This window comes from Streptomyces sp. NPDC031225 (genome assembly GCF_055570355.1).
In genome coordinates, this window is sequence record NZ_JBVIHJ010000029.1 from 95,023 (window position 1) to 118,398 (window position 23,376).

Genomic DNA, 23,376 nt, shown 5'->3' on the forward strand with positions numbered 1-23,376 from the left:
CAAGAAATCCCCAAACCCCCGCGCACACTGAGCAAACGGACCTTCGCCGCCGTACGCACCGGCAGGGGAACCAGCACCTCACCACCGGAGGGATCCCGGCCGTGGCCGTCACCAAAGCACCCCCGCTCACGCGGGCCACCGACGAGGACCGGGGCCCGGCACCCGATCCGGCGCCGGACCCGGAGGAGCGGCGCCTCAACTCCCCTCTCGTGCTGACCCTGCTGATGCTCCTGATGGTGCTGTGCCAGGGCCCGATCCGGGAGGCGCTGGGCGCGCCGGTCATGCAGAGCTGGATGACGGTGTTCGTCGCCGTGCTCGTCCAGGCGCTGCCCTTCCTGGTGCTCGGGGTGCTGCTGTCGGCGGCGATCGCGGTGTTCGTGCCGCCGTCGTTCTTCGCCCGCGCGCTGCCGAAGAACCCCGTCCTCGCGGTGCCGGTGGCCGGGATGGCGGGCGCGGTCCTGCCGGGCTGCGAGTGCGCGTCCGTGCCGGTGGCCGGGGCGCTGGTGCGCAGGGGCGTCACCCCGGCCGCGGCCCTCGCCTTCCTGCTCTCGGCCCCGGCGGTCAACCCGATCGTGCTGACCGCCACCGCCGTGGCCTTCCCCCGCAACCCCGAGATGGTCGTGGGCCGGCTCGTCGGGAGCCTGCTGGTGGCGTGCGTGATGGGCTGGCTGTGGCTGCGCCTCGGCCGTGCCGACCTGCTGAAGCCGCCGGCCCGGGAGTCGTACGAGGGCCAGGGCAGGGGCGCCGCGTTCTGGGGCTCGGTGCGGCACGACGTGATGCACGCGGGCGGCTTCCTCGTCGTCGGCGCGATGGCGGCGGCGACCCTGAAGGCCGTGGTCCCGCAGACGTGGCTGCGCACGGCGGCCGAGAACCCGGTGATCGCCGTGCTGGCCCTGGCCGCCCTCGCGGTGGTGCTGTCGATCTGCTCGGAGGCGGACGCGTTCGTGGCGGCCTCGCTCACTCAGTTCTCGCTGACCGCACGGCTGACCTTCCTGATCGTCGGACCGATGATCGACCTGAAGCTGTTCGCGATGCAGACGGGTACCTTCGGCCGCGCCTTCGCCCTGCGCTTCGCCCCCGCGACCCTCGCCGTGGCGATCGTGGGCTCGGTCCTGACCGGGGCGGTGCTGCTGTGAACCGGCAGGCACAGTCGGCGGTCCTCTTCGTCCTCGGCGCGGCCCTGCTGCACGCGGGCCTCACCGACCTCTACCTCCGCTACGTCAAGGCGGGCCTGCGTCCGCTGGTCCTGGCGGCGGGGGTCGTCCTCATCGTGACGGCACTGGCGACGGCCTGGTACGAGTGGCGCCCGAAGCGAGCCAAGGCGTCCGACGGGGACGGTCCCCACGGCGACCACGACGGTCACGGCGACCAGGGCGACCACGAGGAGCACGCCCACCGTGAACCCCGTGTTTCCTGGCTCCTCGTCCTCCCCCTCTTCGCCCTGATCCTCGTCGCCCCGCCGGCCCTCGGCTCCTACAGCGCCATGCGCACCGGTACGGCCCTTCAGCAGTCGTTCGGCTATACGAAACTCCCCGAGAGCGGCCCCGTGCGGCTGAGCCTCGTCGACTACGCGGGCCGCGCGTACTACGGGCACGGCCGTGACCTCGTCGGCCGGCAGGTCGTCGTCACCGGGTTCGTCGCCCTGGACCACTCCGGCGCGCCCTACCTGGTCCGTATGGCCCTCAACTGCTGTGCCGCCGACGCCCAGCCGGTCAAGGTCGGCCTGACCGGCAAGATCCCGCCGGTACTCCAGCCGGACAGCTGGCTCGAGGTCACCGGCACCTACACGGCCGAGCGGACCAAGGACACGGTGAACGGCGGCCCGATCCCGTATCTGAGGATCACGCAGGCCAAGCCGGTCCCGACACCGCACGACCCGTACGACGAGACCTGGAACAACTGAAGGGTCGTCCTCAGCGACCGCGCGTCGCCGCGAAGGCCTCGTCGAGCAGGGTGACGAGGTCGAGGTGGCCGTCGGACGCGGTCCAGTGGGCCAGGGCGACGTTGAGGCAGTTCAGCGCGGCCCCGGCCAGGACGGTCTGGGCGAGTGTCGGGGGTCCCTCGGTACCGGCGCGGTCGGCGAGGGCCGCGACCAGGGCGGGCCGCCAGCTGTGCTGTTTCTCCAGGTGGCGGGCGCACAGGGCCGGGGTGTCGTAGACGAGGCGGGTGGTGGCGAGGGCGCCGGCCGGGTCCTCGTGGTAGCGCCCGATGACCGCGTCCAGGGCGTGGCGCAGTGCCGTCCAGTCGTCCTCGTCGGCGGGGCGGGCCCGCAGCGCGTCGGCGACCCGTCGGTCGTGGCCCTCGAAGGCGCCGAGGACGGCGTCCTCCTTGGTGCCGAAGTAGCGCAGGAAGGTGCTGCGGGAGACCCCGGCCGCCGCCGCCAGGTCGTCGAGCGTGACCTTGTCGAACCCCTCGCGGCGGAACAACTCGAATGCCACCTGGGCGAGTTGGGCCCGTACGGCGGCCCTGGCGATGTCTCTCGTGGTCGTACGCGCGGCTCCGGTCACCCGCCGATCCTACCGTCCGGGATGAACCGGCCTTGCAGGAGTGGGTCTCGGTCACTAGTGTGACACTGGGTTTCACATCTAGAACTTGGCCCCAGGAAGGCTCGAGCATGCCCCAGACCCTCGGCATCATCGGCAGCGGCATGATCGGCGGCGCGGTGGCCCGGCTCGCCGTCGCCGCCGGACTCGATGTGGTGGTGAGCAACTCCCGCGGCCCCGAGAGCCTTGCGGGCCTGGTCGCGGAACTCGGTGAGCGAGCGCGCGCGGGCACCGCCGCGGAGGCCGCGCGCGCCGGTGACCTGGTCGTGGTGGCCGTACCGCTGAAGGCCCGCGACTGTCTCCCCGTCGCCGAACTGGCCGGGAAGACCGTGATCGACGCGACGAACCACTACCCGGACCGGGATGGCCGCATCGCCGCTCTCGACGCGGGTGAGCTGACCTCCAGTGCGCTCGTGCAGCGGCAGTTGGCCGGGGCGACGGTGGTCAAGGCGTTCGCCACCATCGACTTCCTCCACCTGGGCACCCTCGCCCGCCCGGCCGGAGCCGCCGACCGCAGTGCCCTGCCCGTCGCGGGCGACGACGCGAGCGCCAAGGCGGAGGTGACCCGGCTGCTCGACCTGCTCGGATACGACACGGTCGACGCCGGCACCCTCGCCGACAGCGGGCGTCTCGCGCCCGGCAGCCCGGTGTACGTCCAGCCGTACCTGGGGGGAGCGGCCACAGGGGCTGAGCCCGGAGGAGGCCCAGCGCTGGTTCCTGGCCTCGCCCGGTGTGCCGGTGCCCGCAGCCCGGGTCAGGGAACTGATCGACACCGCCCACTGACACCGCCACTCACGAAAGACCCACGATGACGACAACGACGACGATGGCGATGATCGAGATCCCGACCCGGGACGGCACCGCCGATGCCTACCTCGCCCACCCGGACAACGGCGCCCCGCACCCCGCCGTCCTCCTCTACATGGACGCCTTCGGGCTGCGCCCGCATCTGAAGTCGATGGCGGACCGGCTGGCCGCCGCGGGTCACGCCGTGCTGGTCCCCAACGTCTTCTACCGTTCCGGCCGCGCACCCGTCGTCGAACTCCCCGAGTTCATCAACCCCGCCGAGCGCCCGGAGATCATCCGGGACATCGGTCCCGCCGCGCGGACCCTCACCCCCGAGGGGGCCATGGAGGACGCCGCCGTCTACCTCGACTGGCTGGCCGCCTCCCCGCTGACGGTCGACGGCCCCGTCGGTGTCACCGGCTACTGCATGGGCGCGGGCCTCGCCCTGCGCACCGCCGGGACCCACCCCGACCGGGTCGCCGCGGCGGCCGGGTTCCACGGGGCGTACCTGGCCACGGACGCCCCCGACAGCCCGCACCTGCTCGCCGGTCACATCAACGCCGAGCTGTACTTCGGCCACGCCGACCAGGACTCCACCAATCCCGCCGACCAGATCGCCCGCCTGGAGAAGGCCCTCACCGAGGCGGGCGTCGAGCACCGCAGCGAGGTCTACGAGGGTGCCCGCCACGGCTTCACCCAGGCCGACACGGCGATGTACGGGGCCGAGGCGACGGACCGTCACTGGGAAGCCCTGCTGGACCTGTTCGCGCGGAGGCTGTCCGGCTGATCGCCTGGCCACCGTCGTCCCCCTGCGCCGGGCCGCCGAGGGGTACGACGTCAGCGTCCGCTCCCGCAGCAGCCGGCGCAGGGAGTCGGTGGACAAACCGGAGGCCTTCCGTCAGCGGGACCGGGCGACGGTGGCCGCCACGTCCTGCCGAACCCCCACAAGCCCTTGCCGTCGCAGGACCCTCCCCCTAGCCTGCAATCTGACGACCCATCAGATACCCGCTAGGGGGCAGGCAATGGCCGTCACCACCGAGAGCGGAACCGGATCCGGAACGGGACCCGGAACCAGGGACATCCCCAAAGTCATCAGCGTGGACGATCACGTGATCGAGCCCGCGCACCTCTTCGAGACCTGGCTCCCGGCCAAGTACCGGGACAGGGGGCCGAAACCGCTCACCGCCGGCATCGGGGACCTCGCGTACGTCGGCGGGAAGTACCGGTTCACCACCGATCCGGAAGGCCAGCTCACCGACTGGTGGGAGTACGAGGGCGACCTCTTCCCGTACAAGCGGATCATCGCCGCCGTCGGCTTCTCGCGCGACGAGATGACCCTCGACGGCATCACCCGCGAGCAGATGCGGCGGGGCTGCTGGGACCCGAAGGCCCGGATCGAGGACATGGAGATGAACCATGTCGAGGCCTCCCTGTGCTTCCCCACCTTCCCGCGGTTCTGCGGACAGACCTTCTCCGAGGCCAAGGACAAGGAGGTCGGGCTCGCCTGCGTGCGCGCCTACAACGACTGGATGGTCGAGGAGTGGTGCGGGGACAGCGGGGGGCGGCTGATCCCGCTGTGCCTGATCCCGCTGTGGGACGTCGAACTCGCGGTCGCGGAGATCCGCCGCAACGCCGCCCGGGGCGTACGGGCCGTCACCTTCAGCGAGATCCCGACCCATCTGGGGCTGCCGTCGATCCACTCCGGCTACTGGGACCCGTTCTTCGCCGCCTGCGAGGAGACCGGGACGACCGTCAACATGCACATCGGCAGCAGTTCGCAGATGCCGGCCGCGTCCCCCGACGCCCCGCCCGCCGTCCAGGCCTCCCTCTCCTTCAACAACGCCATGGCCTCGATGATGGACTTCCTGTTCTCCGGGGTCCTGGTGAAGTTCCCGCGGCTCAAACTGGCGTACAGCGAGGGCCAGATGGGCTGGATCCCGTACGCCCTGGAACGCGCCGACGACGTCTGGGAGGAACACCGCGCCTGGGGTGGCGTCAAGGACCTGATCCCGGAGCCGCCCTCGACGTACTACTACCGGCAGATCTTCTGCTGCTTCTTCCGCGACAAGCACGGCATCGAGGCCATCGAGACCGTCGGCGTGGACAACGCGACCTTCGAGACCGACTACCCGCACGTCGACTCGACCTGGCCGCACACCAAGAAGGTCGCCGAGGAGCACGTGGCCGGCCTGTCCGAGGAAGTGACCTACAAGCTGCTGCGGGGGAACGCGATCCGGATGCTGGAGCTCGACTTCGACAAATGAGCGGGAGGTCCACGCGAACGCGAACGTGACCGGCCCCGCGGTGTCCAGGTCAGCAGCAGGCCGGTGTCCTCGGGGGCGGGCAGGACCAGGCACGGAAACGCCCGACCGCTGGCGACGGGGGATGCACCAGCGGTCGGGCTGTGGCCAAGACTAACAAGGCTGTCCGGAGAGCGGGAGCGGACGGCTCGGCTGTGGTGAGAAGTTGTGAGCGGGATCACGTCGCGCGGGTCAGTCGCACGGCGGATCGTACGAGAGCCGCGGCAGGTACTTCTCCCACTCCTCGCGGGTCAGGACGTTCCCGGTCGCGGCGCAGATGTGGCTGATCGCGTCGTCGACGTCGAGGTCCCACAGGCGGACGGTGTCGGAGCCGCTGGACACCCCGAGCATGCGGCTGTTGGGGCTGAAGGAGAGGAAGTTGCCGGTCTTGGCGTTGGGGCTCATCGACTGTCCGATACTGCGGCCCTTTGCCGGGTCGGACACGTCCCACAGCCGGACCGTGTTGTCGTTGCCGCCGCTGGCCAGGGTGCGCCCGTCCCTGCGGTACGTCAGCGACACGACCGCCTCGGTGTGACCGGTGAGCGCGGCGCCCGCCCGGCGGGCTTCGGCCGGGTCGGACACGTCCCACAGCCGGACCGTGTCGTCGTCACCGCCGCCGGCCAGGGTGGTGCCGTCCGGACTGTAGGCGAGCACGTTGACCGGACCGGTGTGCCCGGTGAGCGGCCTGCCGAGGGCGACGGGCGGACGGGTGGCCCCGAGCTTCCACAGCCGGATCGTGCCGTCCGCGCTGCCGCTTGCCAGGGTGGTGCCGTCCGGGCTGAAGGCGAGGGCGTTGATGTAGCCCTTGTGGCCGGTGAGGGGCGCGCCGAGCGGCCGCGGATGCGCCGGGTCGCCGACGTCCCACAGCCGCAGGGTGCGGTCGGTGTAGGCGGTGGCCAGGGTCTTCCCGTCCGGGCTGTACGCCAGCGCGTCGGGGCCCATGAACCGGGTGCGCAGCTCGATGGGGGAGCCGTAGGGGGCCGGGTGGGCCGGGTCGGTGACGTTCCACAGGCGCACGGACTGCCCGCCCGTGGTCACCGCGAGCGTGTGGCCGTCGGGCGAGAACACCTGGGCGCGCCTGCCGGTGTCCCCGGGCAGGAACGGCCTGCTCAGCAGCACCGGCCGGGTGGGGTCCCGGACGTCCCACAGCCGGATCCGGCCGTCGCGCGTGGCCGTGGCGAGCACCTCGCCGTCCGGACGGAACGCCCCGCTGCCGCCGACCATGTCCGAGGTGGGGATCGACCACAGGCGCACCTTGCTGTCGCCGCTGCCGGTCGCGAGCGTACGGCCGTCGGGGCTGAAGCCCAGCGCGTACATCTCACCGCTGCTTCCGGCGAGCGGCTCGCCGACCTGTGAGGGGTACTCCGGATCGCTCACGTTCCACAGGCTCGCCGTGCTGTCCGCGCTGGCGGCGGCCAGCATCGTGCCGCCGGGACTGAAGGCCACGGACCAGACGGGACCGGTGTGCCCGGTGAGCGGCGAGCCGAGGGGACCGGGGTCGGCCGGATCGGCCACGTCCCACAGCCTGACGCTGTCGTCCGCGCTGCCGCTGGCGAGCACGGTCCCGTCCGGGCTGAAGGCGACCGAGTGCACCAGGCCGGTGTGCCCGGTCAGCACCCGGTCGTACGCCGTCGGCCGCCGCGGATCCGTGGTGTCCCACAGCCGGACCGTGTCGTCGTCACCACCGGCCGCGAGCATGTGCCCGTCCGGACTCCATGCCACGGAACGCACGGCGGCACCGGAACCGGTCAGCGTGCGGGGCGGCTCGTTCGCGTCACGCATGTTCCACAGCCGTACGGCGCGGTCCTCGCCGGCGGAGGCCAGCGTGCGCCCGTCCGGGCTGAACGCGATCAGGTAGATCGTGCCGCGGTGCCCGGCCAGGGGAGCGCCGAGGGGCTTCGGGTGGCGCGGGTCGGTGATGTCCCACCGCCGGATCGTCCCGTCGTCCCCGGCACTGGCCAGGGTCCTGCCGTCCGGGCTGAACACGGCGCTGCTCACCCAGCTCGCGCCGCCGACGAGAGGCTTGCCCAGCGCCTCGGGGTGACTGCGGTCGCTGACGTCCCACAGGCGGACGGTCCTGTCGTAGCTTGCGGTGGCGAGGAGCTTGCCGTCCCGGCTGAACGAGGTGAGGTAGACGGCGCCGGTGTGGCCGGTGAGCGGGGTGGCGAGCGGTGCGTTGACGATGGAGATCAGCCGGGTGTTGGTGCCCTCGTCGTCGGGCCTGAGGCCGTGCGCGACCAGGTCGATCCGGGCGGACAGCGACGGATCCGTGTACTGGACGCGGTCGGCCTCCGCGACGACCTGCTCGAACACCGCGTCGTTGCGCTGCTGCCAGGCCACCACCGCGGACCCGACGGCCACCATCGCGAGGACGACCAGCGCCGACACCGCGCCCCGGGCGATCAGGACGGTACGGCGGCGCATCCGGACCGAGGCGGCCAGGAACTCCACCGCGCTGCGGGTCAGCAAGGTGTCCCCGGCGGACTTCGCCCAGGTGCGCGCCTGCTCCAGCCGCGACCCCCGGTACAGCAGCGAGGAGTCGCGGTGAGAACCCTCCCAGGACCGGCCGTCCTCCTCGATCCGCTGGCGCAGCAGATGGTCGCTGCGGTCCTCCTCGATCCACGCGCGTAGCCGCGGCCACGCCGTCAGCAGGGCCTCGTGGGTGATCTCCACGGTCTCCGCGTCCAGGGTCACCAGGCGGGCGCGCACCAGCGCCTCCAGGGACTCCTCCGTCTTGTCCGGGGCCGTCGACTCCGCGGCCAGCTGACGCCGGGTGCCGCGCCTGCGGGTGGCCTGGGTGTCCTCGCCGAGGCGCACCAGGCGCAGCAGCAGCAGCCGGGCCGCCGTGCGCGCCGCCGGGTCCAGCGCCGTCCAGGCCCGCTCGGCGGTCGCCGCGACCGCGCCGTGGATACCGCCGGCCGCGCGATAGCCCGCCAGGGTCAGCCGGCCCGCCTTGCGGCGCTGCCAGGTCGCGAGGAGGGCGTGCGAGAGCAGCGGCAGCACACCCGCGTCGTGCGCTCCGCGCGGACCGCCGGCGCTCACCTCCCGGACGATCAGCTCGGCCAGCCCCGGCTCCAGCTCCAGACCCACGGCCCGGGCCGGACCGGTCACGGCCTCGCGCAGCTCCCCGCCGGTCAGCGGCCCGAGCACCATGTGCCGGTGCTGGAGCGCGTCGGCCAGCTCGGGGTGGTCCAGGCAGCGCTCGTAGAAGTCGGCGCGGATACCGAGGAGCACGAGGGCGGGCGCGGGCGTGTCCGGCCCCTCCGGTGTGCACGCGGCGTGCAGCAGCCGGACGAACGTACGCCGGGCCGTCTCGTCCGAGCAGAGCGTGAACACCTCCTCGAACTGGTCCACGATCACCACCGGCCGGGCGGCGGCGGCCTCGTGCCGAGCCCACGAGGCGACCGCTTCCCGCACGGCGGAGGCGAATTCGGGAGGACGGTCGGGTACGTCACCTTCTATACCGGAAAGGGCGGTTTCCAATTCGGGTATACGACGGGTCAGTTCCGTCATCGGATCGGTACCCGGCACGAGCTGGAGGATCGTGTGGCCGCCGTTCTCGGCGTCACCGCCCAGCGCGCCCGCCTCCAGGGCGGTCACCAGACCGGCGTCGAGCAGCGAGGACTTGCCCGCGCCCGAGGCGCCCACGAGCATCACCAGCCCGCCCGTACCGGACTCGGCCGCCGAACGCAGCAGCTTGACCAGTGCCTCCGCGCTTCGCTCCCGGCCGAAGAACCAGCGGGCGTCCTCACGCCGGTAGGAGGCCAGACCGCGGTACGGGCAGACCCCGGCCGTCGTCGCGGATGTGGCGTCGGCCGGGGGACCTTCGTCCTCCTCCGGCGACACCGCGCGCTCCCACAGCCGCTGCCACTGCCCCAGGTCGTACAGTCCGGGCACGACAGGGGTGGGACTGATGCGCCGCGCCTCGGGAATGAGGATGTGCAGCACGGCGGTCAGCGCGGTGAACTGAGCGGGTACGTTCCGGGCCCGCCGCCAGTCGCTGATCCGCTGCGCGGACACCCGGACGGGCCGCCCCCGTTCGTCGACACGCTGGAGCCGGCCGACTCCCTCCGACACCCGCTTGAGTGGCGGATTTCCGGCCTCCCGGTACAACAGGGCGAGACGTTCCGCGAAGGCTGTGCGTGCCCCTGAGTCGGAACTCAAGGTTCCACCCCTTACTTCCCTCGCGGTAATCCGGACCGGAAAACTCACTTTATACGGCTGACCTGCGGCGACGCATTGTCTCCAAGACCGGGACCCCCTCTGTGGGCCCCTGCCTGGCAGGATCATGAGTCCATGGCGCGGCCACCTGCCACGCCATCACAGGCCATCAGTCCGGCCCCCTGTGTGCCACCCAGCGCGCCGAACGTTCTCGGTCAGATTCCGTCCACGGTCCACCGCTTCCTCCGGTACCGGTCCCCACGAGGGGAGGGACCGGTACCGGACGAAGCGGGACGATCACCGTGCCGCCCTACACTGGGCCGGACACATGCGGCGGAGGACGGAACGGAGCGGACTGTGGCGAAGGTCGTCGGCGCTTTCCAGGACCCGTCGGCGGACGTGCTCGCCGAGGCGGCCGCCGCGTTCGGACTCCTCGCCTCCGCCGCCCGGCTGCACATCATGTGGGCCCTGTCCCAGGGCGAGAGCGATGTCACCCACCTCGCCGACCGCGTCGGCGGCGCACTGCCCGCGGTCAGCCAGCACCTGGCGAAACTGAAACTCGCCGGCCTCGTCCGCGCCCGCCGCGAGGGCCGACGCCAGGTCTACTACGTCGACGACCCCGACATCGTGACCGTGGTCCGCGTCATGGTCGGCCAGCTCACGGCCCGCGAGACCTCCACCACACCGACGGACCGACTGCGCGAGGCCGGTGCCTGAGGAGCCGGAGGCGCGGGAACCGGTGGGCCGGTCGGCTGAGGCGCCTGCGGATTCGGCTCCGGGTGCGGGTGCGGGTGCGGGTGGGGGTGCGGGTCCGGGTTCGGGTCCGGGTTCGGCTCCGGGTTCGGGTCCGGGTTCGGGCTCGGCTCCGGCGGGGACGACTCCCGCCGCGCTCGCTGATCCGGCTTCACCGACGTCTGCGCGGGCCGTCCCGGGTCGCTCGGAGACTGGGCCGACGATTTCGTCCGGGCCGACAGTTCCGTCTGGGCCGACGATTTCGTCCGGGGCGACGGTTCCGTCCGGGGCGACGGTTCCGTCCGGGCCGTCGCCTGCGCCCGGCGTCCTGGCGGCCGAGTCGGCGCCCGGGCTTGTCGTTCCGACAGGGCCCCTGGGCGACCCCGCCGCCCCGGCCGAGTCGCTGCCCGCGTTGGTCGTTCCGAGTGGGACGCCGTCCGATCCCCCTCCTGCTCCGGTCCTGCGGGTCGTCCCCGCTGCGGTCGGCGCCGACCCGTCCGCCCCCCGCCGCGGATCCGGCACGGCCCCTCCCGCCACCGGCCCTGACCAGGCTGTTTCCTCCGCCGCCGGTCTCCTGGAGGTGTTCCGCCAGCTGGGCAGCGGTCCGCGAGGGCTGACCGAGGCGCAGGCCGGGGAGCGGTTGGCGCGGTGCGGGGCGAACGTGGTTCCGGACGGCCGGGCCCCCTCCTGGCCCCGGCTGTTCGCCCGCAGCCTGCGCGAGCCGTTCACCGCTGTGCTGCTCTGCCTGGGACTGGTGTCGGCCGCGGTGCTCGCCTGGGGCACCGCCTCGGTGATCCTCCTGCTGGTCGTCGTGAGCTGCGTGCTGCGCGCCTCCGGCGAACACCGTGCCGGACGCTCCACGGCGGGACTGCGCCGACTGGTGGCCCACACGGTCACCGTCCAGCGCCGGGCCCACGACGACACGCCACCGGTCAGCCGGGAGATCCCGGTCGAGGAACTCGTCCCCGGCGACGTCGTACGGCTCGTCCCGGGCGACCTGATCCCCGCGGACGTACGACTGCTGCGTTCGACCGGACTGACGGTCCACCAGGCCGCGCTCACCGGAGAGTCGGCACCGGTGGAGAAGTCCGCGGACGCCGACACGGATGACGCCGACGGGAACGACGACACGACCGCCAAGGGTGTCCTCGCGCACCCCCGGCTCTGCTTCCAGGGCAGCAGTGTCGCCTCCGGCAACGCCACCGCCGTAGTCACCGCGACCGGCGCCGGCACCCTCTTCGCCACGGCTCACCGCCGTACCGGAAAACCCCCCGCCACCGCCTTCGAACGTTCCGTCCAGGGCGTCTCCTGGATTCTGATCCGCTTCGCCCTGCTGACCCCGCCCCTGGTGCTCATGGCGAACGCCGCCCTCCGCGGCCGCGGCCTGGAGACCCTCCCCTTCGCCGTCGCGGTGGCGGTCGGGCTGACCCCCGAGATGCTGCCGGTCCTCGTCACCGCCTGCCTGGCCCGCGGCGCCGCCCTCCTCGCCCGCACCCACGGCGTCATCGTCCGACGGCTCCCCGCCCTGCACGACATCGGCGCCATGGACGTCCTGTGCGTCGACAAGACCGGCACCCTCACCCAGGACCGCCCGGTCGTGGACCGCGCGCTGGACGCCGACGGCCACGACGACCCCGGCGTGCTGCGCTGGGCGGCGGCCGCCGCCTGGTGGTCCCTCCAGCTCGCCGACCTGCCGGCCCCCGACGCCCTGGACGAGGCGCTGCTCGCCGCCGCCGACGACGACGCGGTCATGGCGTACGACGGCGTCACGGCCGTCCCCTTCGACCCGGCCCGCCGCCTGGCCACCGTCGTCGTCCGCACCCCCGGCCGGCTCGGCACGCACACCCTGATCACGAAGGGAGCGGTGGACGCCGTACTGCTCCGCTGTTCCCTCCCCGAAGACGAACGCACCCGACTGCGCGAACTCGCGGACGCCCTGGCCGCGGACGGACTGCGCGTCCTCGCGGTGGCCACCACCGAACGCCCCGCGGGGACCCTCCCCGACGAACGCGGCCTCACCTTCCGCGGCCTGGTCACCCTCCGGGACGACCTCGCCCCCACCGCCGCCGAGGCCCTCGCCGGACTCGCCGGACAGGGCGTCACCGTCAAGGTCCTCACCGGCGACCATCCGGGCACCGCGGTCCGGGCCTGCCGTGATCTGGGGGTGCCGGTGGCCGGTGTCGTCACCGCCGACCGCCTCGACACCCTCACCGACCCCGAACTCACCGCACTGGCCCGCCGTACGACCGTCTTCGCCCGCTGCACCCCCGACCACAAGACCCGCGTCACCCGAGCCCTCCAGGCAGGCGGCCACACAGTCGGCTTCCTGGGCGACGGCGTCAACGACCTGCCCGCGCTGCGGACCGCCGACGTAGGCGTGGCCCCACCCGACGCGGCCGGGGTGACCAGGGAGAACGCGGATCTGGTCCTCGCCGGGAAGGACCTCACCGCGATCGGCCACGCGGTCGCCGCGGGCCGTCACGCGGGCGGCAACATCGCCACGTATCTGCGCATCACGCTCTCGTCCAACCTCGGCAACGTGATCGCGATGCTCTCCGCGGGCCTCCTCCTGCCCTTCCTGCCGATGCTCCCCGCCCAGGTCCTCGTGCAGAACCTGTGCTTCGACGCGGCCCAACTGGCGTTCGCGTACGACCGTCCCGCCCCGGCCGCGCTGTGCCGCCCGCGCGTGCTGGAGCCCCGGGAGCTGCTCCGGTTCATCGTCGGATTCGGCGCGCTGAACGCAGTGGCCGACCTGGCGACGTTCGGGGTCCTCGCGCTGGCCCTGAGGGGGCCCGGGGACGACGAGGCGCTGTTCCACTCGGGCTGGTTCACGGAGAACCTGCTGACGCAGGCGCTGGTGATGGTGCTGCTGTCACTCGGCCGGCGGGGTGGCGGACGGCCGGGCCCGGTGACCTGGTCCGCCGCCGCCCTGGCCGGGGTCGGCCTGCTGCTCCCCGCGTCCCCGCTGGGCCCGGTCCTGGGCCTGACCCCGCTGCCCGCCGTGTACTACGCCCTCCTGGCGGCCGTCCTCGCGCTGTACGCCGTGGCCCTGCCGAGGGCGAGAGCCCGCTACGAGCGCCGGACGCTCCACCGTTCAAGGGTTGCGCAAACCGCCGACTGACCGCGTCGGGGGCCGCGTCACGGACAGGCGATGTCGAACCCGTACCGCAGTGGCTCGTCCGTCACCCCGTGGTCGAGCCGGTACACGTAGACCCCCTCGACCCGCACCCCGGCCGGCGCGCCGTCCGCCTGGCAGGGATACGTCACCTGCACCACCCGGGGCCGGTCGGCGACCTTGACCCGCATCCCGTCGGCCGGCCCACCGTCGAGGACGGCGACCTCCCACCCGGTCACGTCCGCCACCCGCACTGTCTCCGCTGCTTTCACGCCGACAGTTTAAAGCTTGCGCAATCATCTGATCAGAGAAACAGATCACTGATTCGGCACATCGCATCCATGGCCACCGTGGTGACCGACCTGGCGATCAGGCGGCCGGGGTCGGGGCCGGGCGCGGGCTGCCGCGAAACACCTGCTTGGTGTGCCAGGAGCGGTGAGCCGCCGCGATGGACGGGGTGCCGGGTTGCGGGCCTGTGAGCAAGTGGCCGGCGAGTGCTGTGACCTGCGCGCGAGCAGTTTGGCTGCGGCCGACGAAGCGCTGTGAGACCAGGATGCGATGGCCGTCGCCCATGCCGAGGACGCCCTTGTCGAAGAGCTTGTGATGCAGCGAGCACAGGCACAGTCCGTTGTCGACGTCGTCCGGGCCGTCGAACGCCCACCAGCGCACATGCGCGGCCTCCAGTCCGACAGGCGTCGTGCCGATCATGCCGTCGTAACCGCAGAAGGCGCACTGGTACTCGTACGCGGTCAGCACCATCTCCCGCATCCGCCGGTCCCGTCGGCGCCTCGCGGGCACCGCCAGGGCGTCGGTCTCGGCGAGTTCCAGTTCCAGGCCCACCGCGTCGCACAGGTCCTGGTGCAGCGACGCCGGGAAGTGCAGATCCAGCAGCACCCTCGCCATACGGCCCAGCAGCGACGGTTCCCGCCGGAGTGCCACCCGCAGATCCGGGGGCCAGCCGCCCGGTGGCCCGACTGGCCCGTAGTTCCCGCACCCCGGTGCCCGGACTGCCGACGCCGTGCCCGGTCCGCACTTCCCACACCCCGTCGCTGACCAGATGGTGAAAGGGATAGGCGGGCGTGGTCCCACGCGACGGTCCGTACTCCACCAGCAGTTGCTTGAGATCCGCCTCCACCGCGCTGTACGACAACTCGTCAGCGGCGTCCGCCTGAAAACGGCCCAGCGCGTACAGCAGCAACGGCTTGTGCGGCGCCCGCACCCCGTCCCGGCTCCACTGCCTCAACTTCGCGGCACGCTCCAGCCAGTCCATGACGGTGATCGTAGTGATGCGTCGCCACACGTCACGCCGTCCTCCTGCTCAGCCGGCCGGAGGCCTGCGCGATCCTCGGGGCACACGCGGCGCGCGGTGGCGTTTCAGCATCCCAGGACGGCGTCTCAGGCAGTACCTGTTTGCGCAGCTCAGGGTGGGTGGGACGGTTGCGTCGTTGCGGGTTGGGCGGTGGTGCTTGCGGTGGGTCCTCGGTGTCTTCGAAGCTGTGGGTGTCGCACCGGCCGGGGTGGCTCGAACGTCCCGTTGGCAGCCTGGTGACGACTCCACCTGTGCCTGAGTACCGGGCATCCGTGTGCTCGGCTGCCCGCTCGGGCAGTCAGGCCGCCTCGTCCTCGGATCGGACTCCGATCGGACAGGCGGCGACACGTCAGCGCGCATTCGGCGAAAGAGCCGGCACAGGCCGCAGGCCGCAGTGCCCCCGACGGACCACACCACCGACCACTAACCAACTAACCGCTGACCAAGAAGGAAGACCCGACATGAGCAGCAACGCCCACACCCGTCGTCTTACGGGCCGCCGTGCGGCCCTCGCCACCGGTCTCGTCCTGGCCGTCGGACTCGGTGTGTCGACGCAGGGGGCGGCACAGGCCACCGTCTCCGCCCCGGCCCCCGCCAAGACATCCGCGAAAGCGTCCGCTGCGCCGCGGTCGATCAGCGGCTTCAACGGCGACGTGGTGACCCAGGTCGCCGACTTCTACGGCGCGTACATCGACGCGAAGGACGACGCCGCGGGCCCGGACACCGCACTGGTCAAGGCACTGCGCGCGCATTACCTGACGCCCGCCTTCGCCAAGAGGCTGCAGGCCTGGGAGAAGAAGAACAAGGTGGACGGCCTCCTGCGCGCACAGACCGTCCCGGTGCAGTGGACGGTGAGCGAGGTCGGCGACGGCCTCAAGGTCGTCGTCACCCTGACCTTCGGCGGCGGGGAGTCGCCGTCGACGACGACCAGGTTCGTCGTGGAGCAGGAGCCGACCGGCCAGATCACCGACATCCGCAGCACGAGCACCGCTTCCGCGAGGGCATCCGCCGCGGGGCGGTCGGTCAGTGGCAGGACCGGTGAATCGCTGACCCAGGTTGCGGACTTCTTCGGCGCGTACGTCGACGCGAAGGACGCCCCCTTGGGCCCGGACTCCACACTGGTCAAGGCGTTGCGGGCGCACTACCTGACACCCGCCTTCGGCAAGAGGCTGGAGGCCTGGGAGAAGAAGAACAAGGTGGACGGTGTCCTGCGTGCTCAGAATGCTCCGGTGGACTGGACGGTGAGCGAGGGTGCCAACAGCCGGGAGATCGACATCACCCACGCCTTCGGTGGCGGGGAGTCGCCGACGGTGACGACCAACCTCGCAGTGAAGCTGGAGCCGGTGTTCGGCGACGTCACCGACATCCGCACGACGAGTGCCCGCTGACGACGCGGCCGCTCCGCCTGTTCCGCTTCCGGCTTCGGCCGGGGCGGCACGGGCAGCGCTGGTGGCTCACAGGCTGGGCGGTCTGCGTGACCTGTTGCTTCGTCAGTCGCCGGTTGTCGCCAAGTTGGCGGCGGGGATCGGGACCCAGCGGCCGGGGTGGTAGTAGAAGCGGTCGTACCGGTAGCCGTGCAGCCCTTTGGTGCTGGTGGTGCGGAAGGGGTGGCCGTGGTCGTCGATGCGGACCGTGCCGGTACGGCCTTGTGAGGACCAGTCGAGGTCGAGGTACCAGTCGCAGGTGCAGGACTCGTTGAGCGAGGAGACCACCAGGACTTCGGGTTCCTGCAGGGACACGCGGTAGGGGAAGTCGATCGCGGGGATCGGCGTGCCCTCCGCGTTGTCGCCGGGCATGGAACGGACCAGGGGCTGGTGTGCGTCGAGGTCAACGGAGAAGAAGCGGGGGATGATGCCGGCGCCGCAACCGTCGCTCAAGGAGTAGAGGATGCCCCGGTCGGCGGCGGGGGTGACGCGGTTGACCACGCGCACATGCAGAGCCTCCAGGACGACGGCCGCGGAGCCGCGGCCCTGCACCGTGATTCGCACACCGGTGGGGCCCCCGTGCACCGCCCGCTGGGAGGTGGCCCACGCTGCGATGTCCTCCGGATGCGGCGGCGGTGGGACCTGTCGCGGTGGCTTGGCGACGACGTAGTCTTCGCCGCATCCGCCGAGTCCCGATGTGTGGGAGTTGGCGGTCCAGGTGAGGGGGGCAACCGGTGGGGCCGTGCCGGCGTTCGCCGGGTTCTGGGGGCTGCCGCCGCTGTAGGCCGGTGATGCCCCGCCGTCGGAAAGGGTTCCGGCAACGGAAGTTGCGATGCCGACGAGCGCGATGGCAAGCGAGACCGCCAGCACCGGCGATCGCACGGGCCGTCGTCGGAGGCGTCCGGTGTGGGGCTGCGAGCCCGCTGGTGGGGTCGGTTCCGGTACCTCGGCGGACCCGGCTGATGCCGTGGTGCTTGTGGTGACGCGGGTCGTCGCTACCTGCTGGGCATCGGGCGAACGTGGTCGCTGCCGTGCCGCAACCGCCACGATCCACCGGCGGTGCAGCTCCGTGCGTTCCGCGGGGGAGGCGCCGCAGAGTACGGCGAACCGCTCGACTCCCGCGAAGTCCTGCGGGACTGCTTCTCCGGAGCAGTAGCGGTGCAGGGTGGAGGCATGCATGCCCAGTCGGCGGGCCAGCGCCGCGTAACTGCGGTCGGCGCGCTCCTTCAGAGACGTCAGCAGCGACGCGAACTCCGCTACGTCATCGTGGATCGAATCCATGTCGTCCGTACTCGTATCCGTGTGTCGGCCCACGCAGCCCTGTCGCGGTGGAGCTCCCCCCGTATCTGCACGCCAATACGCCTGGGATGGTTCCAGGGCCACGAAGCGCGCTCGTGTTCACGCCCAGTCCACGATCTGCGTCAGCGCTATCGACGAGCCCACGCAGGTGACTACGCACGGAAGACTTCCAGCGCAGCGAAACACCCAGCAACGCCACAGGGCCCTCACCGATTCGATGAGGGCCCTCTGAACTGCGAACCAACTGTCGGGGTGGCGGGATTTGAACCCACGACCTCTTCGTCCCGAAGCAACTTGCGCGGTCGCTCTGCCTTGGGCAGGAGTGCCTTTCACCTGCGCCGATAGTCCGTGGGTGTCCGTGCTTGTTCGCCGCTGTCTGTCGGCGTTGTCACCAGTTAGACACTCACCTGAAGTTGGCCCTTGAGCCCGCCTTCAGGGACCGAGCACGCCCAGCGCGCCGAGTATGAGGCAGACGGTACCGAAGAGAAAGAACCCACCTACGCCGATCACGGCTGAGCCGAGCCTCCTGGCGCCGGCACTCTTGCCCTCTTGCGGAACCAGCGAGCCCAACGCCTTCTGCCCGAAGTCGAGATACGCAGGTAGCCGTCCGGTCCGCCGCAGCATCCGCCCGACGCTGATGAGCGCTACGCCAAAGATCAGCGTGAGCAGGCTCGTCTGGAGCTGGTAGGCCGGTTCGTATCCGTCCGAAACAGCGGTGATCACGGGAGTCCCCCCAGGATGTGCCGGACGGCACCGCTGTCCGGCGGAAAGAAGGGCCCCATCTTGCCTGAGGTCCACCCTCGGGTGGTAACCCGTTTGGTCGGGGGGCTGTGACCTGGGGGTTCGTCGTCGACGGCGGTAGCTCGACTGTCACTGTCGGTCGTCGCCGGTCGGCTTCGGGCACCCTCGCACGGCCCAGGGACGGCCCAGGGAACGATCACTCGGCAGACGTCCGCCACTCCTCCAGGCGAACCCTCACCTGGTGGTTGTGGGCGTGCCAGAAGACCTCCCCCTCGACGGAGGCCCCGAGGGCGGGCAGCTCCATCCCCTGCGGCATTGCCGTGATCTCGGCCAGGGCCACAGCCGCGGGTACACCGTCTATACGTATGAAGACGCCGAAGGGCTGGCGGCCGATGACCTCTCCAGTGATGTGGGTTCCCACTGGCAGAGCTGCGACGGTTGCGGCCCAGCGCCCGGGAACTACGTCTGCGGCCGGCAGGTCCGGGCCCGTGGGCCACGCGTACTCATCCATCAACAGATCATGACCCAGTGAGCGACCTGGATCGAGCGGACCTACAACCGACGCCGCAGACAAGCCTCACTCGCCCGACTGACCCCCGTCGAATTCGAGACCGTCATGACCACGCTGGCCCTCCGGGCCGCGTGACCGGACCTGACCTGTCACCCGAACCTGCATCAGACCCGATCGTGGCGTCCCGCTGGAGGAGATCTCCCGGCTCGTCGGGCACTCTGGAACAGCGGTCACCGAGGAGGTTTACCTGAAGCAGATCCGGACCGTGATCCAGACCGGCGCCGTGGTCATGGACGGCATCTTCAAGCGGGATCCGAAGCGTTAGTCACGCAGATAGACACGCACGCAGAAACAGGTGAGGCACCTAGGAACGTTCCTAGGTGCCTCACCTGGTGTTACCGCTGTCGGGGTGGCGGGATTTGAACCCACGACCTCTTCGTCCCGAATAATGTGCGGAAAGATCGCTGACCAGGACCGCTGAACATATGGGCAGGTCAGGGCATTGGTGTGCGTTGGTCAGCCTAGGCGCCGCGCGGCATGATTTCCTTGATCCACTCCCCGTTCACTCCCCGGGGCTCAACCTGAGGTGAGGTCCGTACTAGACCTACGCATTACGAGTTGTTCGATCTTGGTCTGGGGATGTCCAGGGTCGTCCAAGAACCGCCCTACGTGGCAGCTCAGAGAGGGTTCCGGACCCTTCCAGGCATGAGCGGATGGTCGTGGAACTGGCAGCAATAGAGACCAAGAATGAGACCACGCCCAACGGGGGTCTAACCGGCGGCGTGAACTAGCCGATTCACAGCGGGCTCTGCCCACCGTCTGCGACAGTCTCGTCAACGTTGCCACCGTCGCCTCGCTCCACCGATGAACGACCTCCCCTTTTCTGTCCGTGCCGCTCGCTGCTCGATTAGCCTGGCTACGACAGCGGATTTAATTAACTCCGTTAGCAATGCTTGAATAATCACATCGTTCGCTTCGCGGGCGCGCTCTACCCCTCGGATCAGGAGCGCAATAGACACGCTAAGCCCCAACAGGAACCACGGGCTGGCCGTGGCGCTCGCAGACACAAAGAGCGATGCCATTCCTATGCCAACATTCACGCGAAGATCAGCCTCAGAATCCAACCGATCGTGGTCCCCGTAAAGTTCTCCACTGGCCGCATGCAGGCGTGTTCGCAACTGGTTAAGCTCCTTTAGTATCTCGTGCGCCAACGGCCCTGAATTCCCCTCCAAAGGGGAATCATCAATCCGAGGATCAACCGCGGAAACGAAATTATTCAATTGCCCATACATCGGTCCACTGATTAGGTGTCGATTCCACGGCTGGCGACCCAAACCCCTTTTTATTCTATAAGGTCGAATTATTCGCGCCATCGAATTACTGGATATCGCGAGCACAGAACCGATCAAATACGCAGTGAACACTAGTGTTGCCATCGCAACGGGTTGCCCCAACTGACTACCGAGGGCGTAGGAACGTTGTAGCAGCCCAGTCGCTTCATTCTCGTCCGGAATTCGATCACCGATGAGAACCCAAGCCGCCAGCATCCAAAGTATGCCGGTGGCGAGAGGGGTGCGCAGTTCCCGGAGGCCGGGCAAGAGGTTGACCAGCATGTCGGCATCATCCTGCTACCCGAGCGCTACCGAAAGCCTGCGTGCGACCCCGATATTGACTTGGCGCTGTCGCGGGTCACATTCGCCACGAGAACCACCCTGGCCGCGCGATGCTCCTATTTCCCGTTCCGGGGCCTGCTCCCGACCCTCGGGCAGTTGGAGAAGATCGCTAGAACGAGCCTGCCATTGCCCTTGCCGTCCGGAGCCAACTGAGCTCAAGCGCCTGGTTGCCAGCACGCTAGCCCTTCCTGAACGACTCTTCGGCGCGTGAGGTCACGTCGCCGTGCGGGCCCCTTGGTTCCCCTGTGGCGGCGCCAGGGTTCGAACTTGGGCTGAACCGTCCGCAAGAGGTGCTCGCCGGCCTGGTCGGGCGTAGCACCGACTGGTTGGCGAAGATCGAGACGGGGCGCCGGAAGTCTCCCCGGATCGACATGCTCGCGGAGCTGTCGCGAATCCTGCGCGTGCCTCTCGGGGACCTGCTCGGGCAGACCGTGCTCATGGAGGACGAGCGGCAGCAGGACGACGTTCCAGCCGTGCGCGACGCGCTCATGAGTAACTACCAGCCCGGGTTGGTGCAGTGGTAGACGCCGCTCACCTGTACGCATGCGCGGGCGAGGTGGCGCCGGTCGTCGAACGTCCCGGTGTAAGCCGAAGGCGCATTGTTCGACCGTCCGTACGGGCCGTACCAGTTCTGACCGCCGTCATAACTGAAGTCCAGATATACTCGCGAGCTGCTGGCCCCGTTCCAGAGCCCCCAGACACAGCGCGATGGACGGTTGTACCGGAGCTCTACCTTGTTAAGGTACTGCTTCCTGATGAAGCCACCTCCAGGTGCAGGTACCCATAGCGAGACGTACCACGCGTTTGTGCCGTGGGTTTCGAACTGTCCGTTTGCAGCCCAGGCTCGCGCCTCGGCTTTGTTGTTTTGACAGTGTTCGGTCACGGCCGCAGATGCCGGGGTTGCCGACGCCCCGACAAGTGCTCCCGCCAGCAGAACAAATGCCGCCACAGTCCCCGTCAGCCTGCTCCGCACCCTGGCCGTAAGGCTCATCATCGTCCCCCTTGCGTTGGTGAAGTTCCGACGCTATCGATGGCGACCGTGCCTGAGGAGGGCGTGCGGGGCACTCCGCGGGGGCGCCAAGGCGTGCGCTGAGACGTGGAGGTCGCGACAGCGCCTCCCAAAGGAACAACCCGGGGCGTAGCCCCGGGCTGGATTCTTGCGCTGAGGTTCATCGTGGCATGAAACCGGGTTTCTCCTGTCCCAGCGCGTGAAGTCGTCCGAGGTAGGCCTGTGCTGCCGGTTCGGAGTTGTACCGGCGCCGCATCTCGGCAGCAAGTTCGCGGCTGGTCATGATGAGCGACGGCACCGACTGGCGGTCCCCTTCGAGGGCCCGGTCGCCCATGATGAGTGCCTGTTCCAAGTCGCCCTCACGTGCCGCTGTGACGCCCAACGTGACGCGGGCTTCAGCGTTCCGCATAGGCGAGCGCTCGGTGCCGTCGAAGTCCGTCCCTGCCCTCAGTACCTCTTCGGCGAGCGTGCGCGCAAGCTTGTCCTCGCCGACTAGGCGGTAGCAGTCCATCGCGTAGAAGTCGAACTTGGCCGGGTCCACCACGAAGTGGTTATCCAGGTTCTCCGGGTATGGCATCGCTTCGAGCAGTCGCCGTCCCTTATCCAGCGCTACCTCAACTTGCCGGCGGTCTCCGAGCCGCGCCCACGCCTTGGCTTCCTGGCCCGCGAGCTGCACGGCCACGCCGTGGTGCGCCGCCGTCTCGGCTCCGGCCCGCGCTGCCGCGATGACGCCGCGGTAGTCGCCGGTCGTGAGGGCGAACCATGCCCGCATCTCGTGCGCCCACCCGGCCACCTCCGCATGGTCAGCCTCGGTTGCGAGTGAGAGTGCGGCCTGTCGGGTCGACTCGGCTGCATGACGGTCGCCTGTGTCGTACTCGACGCAGCCGACTAGTAGCGCGAGCCAACCGGATAGCGCGAGAACCTCGCGATGCTGCGCGAGCGTGAGGCTCTTCTTGTGGAGGTCAACGACACGGCGGAGCCACTGGCGCCCCTCGATGAGGAGCTGTTCGCTCGGCATGAACGGGTACTCCGAGGAGAGCCGGTCTGCTGTGATCCGCAAAGCATCGAGGGTGGCGTTGTCGACGTCGGATCGGTTGAGACGGCTCACGATCTCCAGCGTCTCCATGCCGGAGGCTGCCAGGATCTCCCCATCCCCGTCTCGCCGTGAGGGCGCAGGGAAGAGCGCGTGCGTCACCGTGCCGAAGAGGGCCGCAATGATCGGTTGGTAGAAGTCGTTCGGCATCTGGCCTGACTCCCAGCGCTTCCACTGGCGAATCATGCTGTCTTCCGCGGGCAGCTCCGTGGGAGCGTGCGCCCGCATAGCCCTGACCGCGTCGCGCTGCGACCAGTCGCGAGCCATCCGTTCAGCCGCGATGCGTCGCGCCCATGCGGGCCTGTCGTCGGTCATGCGCCCTCCTCTGAGTGCCTACTCCGAGTCTCGCGCGCCGGCCGGGGGGACAGGGAAGGGGACACAGGGGTGTCACTGGACATGTCCCCACCCCCGCCTCGCCGTCCCCTGGCTGTCACTTACGTCACACCTTCCGTTCCTCGCATGCTGGTTGCAGATCACACACCACCCAGGGCGGAGCGTTCTTCGAGCGCTGCGACCCGTTCAGCCAACGCCTGAATCTGGGAGCGGATTTCCTTGATGTCGTCGTGCACGTCGTTGCTGGCGGAAGCCCCGTCACTCACGAAGTTACCGAGGTTCCCGGCCGAAACAATGAGAAGAACTGATCACTAGGGGTGGAGGCCAGCCATGGTCTCCACCCCTTG

The 23,376-nt window shown here is 70.1% G+C and carries 18 protein-coding genes and 1 pseudogene; 9 read left to right on the forward strand and 10 right to left on the reverse strand.

The annotated features are described in order from the left end of the window. Positions 1-101 precede the first annotated feature (101 nt). Together ACZ48Z_RS37545 and ACZ48Z_RS37550 are read left to right on the forward strand one after the other, a co-directional pair. The gene (locus tag ACZ48Z_RS37545) at positions 102-1,136 is read left to right on the forward strand and encodes a permease (RefSeq protein WP_468740385.1); all 1,035 of its coding nucleotides are present in this window, start codon (positions 102-104) and stop codon (positions 1,134-1,136) included. Further along, positions 1,133-1,903, forward strand: coding sequence for a TIGR03943 family putative permease subunit (locus ACZ48Z_RS37550; protein ID WP_468740386.1), 771 nt, complete (start codon positions 1,133-1,135; stop codon positions 1,901-1,903). The genes ACZ48Z_RS37545 and ACZ48Z_RS37550 overlap by 4 nt, the downstream gene beginning before the upstream one ends. A 10-nt stretch (positions 1,904-1,913) precedes the next feature. Here ACZ48Z_RS37550 and ACZ48Z_RS37555 read toward each other — a convergent pair whose 3' ends face one another. Continuing rightward, positions 1,914-2,507 carry a TetR family transcriptional regulator gene (locus ACZ48Z_RS37555; protein WP_468740387.1) on the reverse strand — a complete coding sequence of 198 codons (594 nt, stop codon included), beginning with the start codon at positions 2,505-2,507 and terminating at the stop codon, positions 1,914-1,916. 107 nt (positions 2,508-2,614) lie between these two features. On the opposite strand from ACZ48Z_RS37555, the gene ACZ48Z_RS37560 reads away from it, so the two are divergent. The 3 genes from ACZ48Z_RS37560 (at position 2,615) to ACZ48Z_RS37570 (ending at position 5,593) form a co-directional block, all read left to right on the forward strand. Then, positions 2,615-3,355 carry an NADPH-dependent F420 reductase gene (locus ACZ48Z_RS37560; RefSeq protein ID WP_468740388.1) on the forward strand — a complete coding sequence of 247 codons (741 nt, stop codon included), beginning with the start codon at positions 2,615-2,617 and terminating at the stop codon, positions 3,353-3,355. Next, entirely contained in the window at positions 3,352-4,116 is a 765-nt protein-coding gene (locus ACZ48Z_RS37565; RefSeq protein WP_468740389.1) for a dienelactone hydrolase family protein, read from the forward strand. The genes ACZ48Z_RS37560 and ACZ48Z_RS37565 overlap by 4 nt, the downstream gene beginning before the upstream one ends. A 235-nt stretch (positions 4,117-4,351) precedes the next feature. Further along, positions 4,352-5,593, forward strand: a complete 1,242-nt coding sequence (locus tag ACZ48Z_RS37570) for an amidohydrolase family protein (RefSeq protein ID WP_468740390.1) — start codon at positions 4,352-4,354, stop codon at positions 5,591-5,593. Positions 5,594-5,821: 228 nt separating this feature from the next. On the opposite strand, the gene ACZ48Z_RS37575 is transcribed toward ACZ48Z_RS37570, so the two are convergent. Then, positions 5,822-9,793 carry an nSTAND1 domain-containing NTPase gene (locus ACZ48Z_RS37575; protein WP_468740391.1) on the reverse strand — a complete coding sequence of 1,324 codons (3,972 nt, stop codon included), beginning with the start codon at positions 9,791-9,793 and terminating at the stop codon, positions 5,822-5,824. 354 nt (positions 9,794-10,147) lie between these two features. On the opposite strand from ACZ48Z_RS37575, the gene ACZ48Z_RS37580 reads away from it, so the two are divergent. Both ACZ48Z_RS37580 and mgtA read left to right on the forward strand, forming a co-directional pair. Next, positions 10,148-10,507, forward strand: a complete 360-nt coding sequence (locus tag ACZ48Z_RS37580) for an ArsR/SmtB family transcription factor (RefSeq protein ID WP_468740392.1) — start codon at positions 10,148-10,150, stop codon at positions 10,505-10,507. Positions 10,508-10,982: 475 nt separating this feature from the next. Next, positions 10,983-13,643, forward strand: a complete 2,661-nt coding sequence (gene mgtA, locus ACZ48Z_RS37585; protein WP_468740422.1) for a magnesium-translocating P-type ATPase — start codon at positions 10,983-10,985, stop codon at positions 13,641-13,643. Positions 13,644-13,660: 17 nt separating this feature from the next. Here mgtA and ACZ48Z_RS37590 read toward each other — a convergent pair whose 3' ends face one another. Both ACZ48Z_RS37590 and ACZ48Z_RS37595 read right to left on the reverse strand, forming a co-directional pair. Further along, complete coding sequence (locus ACZ48Z_RS37590; RefSeq protein WP_468740423.1) at positions 13,661-13,891, reverse strand: hypothetical protein; 231 nt, start codon at positions 13,889-13,891, stop codon at positions 13,661-13,663. Positions 13,892-14,006: 115 nt separating this feature from the next. Next, positions 14,007-14,907, reverse strand: a pseudogene (locus ACZ48Z_RS37595) (phosphorothioated DNA-binding restriction endonuclease). A gap of 500 nt (positions 14,908-15,407) precedes the next feature. Here ACZ48Z_RS37595 and ACZ48Z_RS37600 point away from each other — a divergent pair. Next, entirely contained in the window at positions 15,408-16,334 is a 927-nt protein-coding gene (locus ACZ48Z_RS37600) for a hypothetical protein (RefSeq protein ID WP_468740393.1), read from the forward strand. Between the two features lie 102 nt (positions 16,335-16,436). Here the strand turns inward: ACZ48Z_RS37600 and ACZ48Z_RS37605 are convergent, their stop codons facing one another. From ACZ48Z_RS37605 to ACZ48Z_RS37620, 4 genes are all read right to left on the reverse strand, one after another. Then, the gene (locus ACZ48Z_RS37605) at positions 16,437-17,651 is read right to left on the reverse strand and encodes a helix-turn-helix domain-containing protein (protein WP_468740394.1); all 1,215 of its coding nucleotides are present in this window, start codon (positions 17,649-17,651) and stop codon (positions 16,437-16,439) included. Positions 17,652-18,101: 450 nt separating this feature from the next. Continuing rightward, complete coding sequence (locus tag ACZ48Z_RS37610; protein ID WP_468740395.1) at positions 18,102-18,392, reverse strand: hypothetical protein; 291 nt, start codon at positions 18,390-18,392, stop codon at positions 18,102-18,104. Positions 18,393-18,606: 214 nt separating this feature from the next. Beyond that, positions 18,607-18,921 carry a hypothetical protein gene (locus tag ACZ48Z_RS37615; protein WP_468740396.1) on the reverse strand — a complete coding sequence of 105 codons (315 nt, stop codon included), beginning with the start codon at positions 18,919-18,921 and terminating at the stop codon, positions 18,607-18,609. An 833-nt stretch (positions 18,922-19,754) separates the two neighbouring features. Next, positions 19,755-20,534, reverse strand: a complete 780-nt coding sequence (locus tag ACZ48Z_RS37620) for a hypothetical protein (protein ID WP_468740397.1) — start codon at positions 20,532-20,534, stop codon at positions 19,755-19,757. A gap of 350 nt (positions 20,535-20,884) precedes the next feature. Here ACZ48Z_RS37620 and ACZ48Z_RS37625 point away from each other — a divergent pair, with 350 nt between their 5' ends. After that, positions 20,885-21,118 (forward strand): helix-turn-helix domain-containing protein, encoded by a 234-nt coding sequence (locus ACZ48Z_RS37625; RefSeq protein WP_468740398.1) that lies wholly within the window; start codon positions 20,885-20,887, stop codon positions 21,116-21,118. 645 nt (positions 21,119-21,763) lie between these two features. Here ACZ48Z_RS37625 and ACZ48Z_RS37630 read toward each other — a convergent pair. Then, complete coding sequence (locus ACZ48Z_RS37630) at positions 21,764-23,011, reverse strand: XRE family transcriptional regulator (protein ID WP_468740399.1); 1,248 nt, start codon at positions 23,009-23,011, stop codon at positions 21,764-21,766. A 158-nt stretch (positions 23,012-23,169) separates the two neighbouring features. Continuing rightward, positions 23,170-23,295 (reverse strand): hypothetical protein, encoded by a 126-nt coding sequence (locus ACZ48Z_RS37635; RefSeq protein WP_468740400.1) that lies wholly within the window; start codon positions 23,293-23,295, stop codon positions 23,170-23,172. Positions 23,296-23,376 lie beyond the last annotated feature (81 nt).

Coding starts and splice junctions, on each gene's coding strand:
- ACZ48Z_RS37605 (WP_468740394.1), bottom strand. CDS start 17,651: ATGGATTCGATCCACGATGACGTAGCGGAGTTCGCGTCGCTGCTGACG.
- ACZ48Z_RS37600 (WP_468740393.1), top strand. CDS start 15,408: ATGAGCAGCAACGCCCACACCCGTCGTCTTACGGGCCGCCGTGCGGCC.
- ACZ48Z_RS37565 (WP_468740389.1), top strand. CDS start 3,352: ATGACGACAACGACGACGATGGCGATGATCGAGATCCCGACCCGGGAC.
- ACZ48Z_RS37615 (WP_468740396.1), bottom strand. CDS start 18,921: ATGGATGAGTACGCGTGGCCCACGGGCCCGGACCTGCCGGCCGCAGAC.
- ACZ48Z_RS37630 (WP_468740399.1), bottom strand. CDS start 23,011: ATGACCGACGACAGGCCCGCATGGGCGCGACGCATCGCGGCTGAACGG.
- ACZ48Z_RS37570 (WP_468740390.1), top strand. CDS start 4,352: ATGGCCGTCACCACCGAGAGCGGAACCGGATCCGGAACGGGACCCGGA.
- ACZ48Z_RS37560 (WP_468740388.1), top strand. CDS start 2,615: ATGCCCCAGACCCTCGGCATCATCGGCAGCGGCATGATCGGCGGCGCG.
- ACZ48Z_RS37620 (WP_468740397.1), bottom strand. CDS start 20,534: ATGCTGGTCAACCTCTTGCCCGGCCTCCGGGAACTGCGCACCCCTCTC.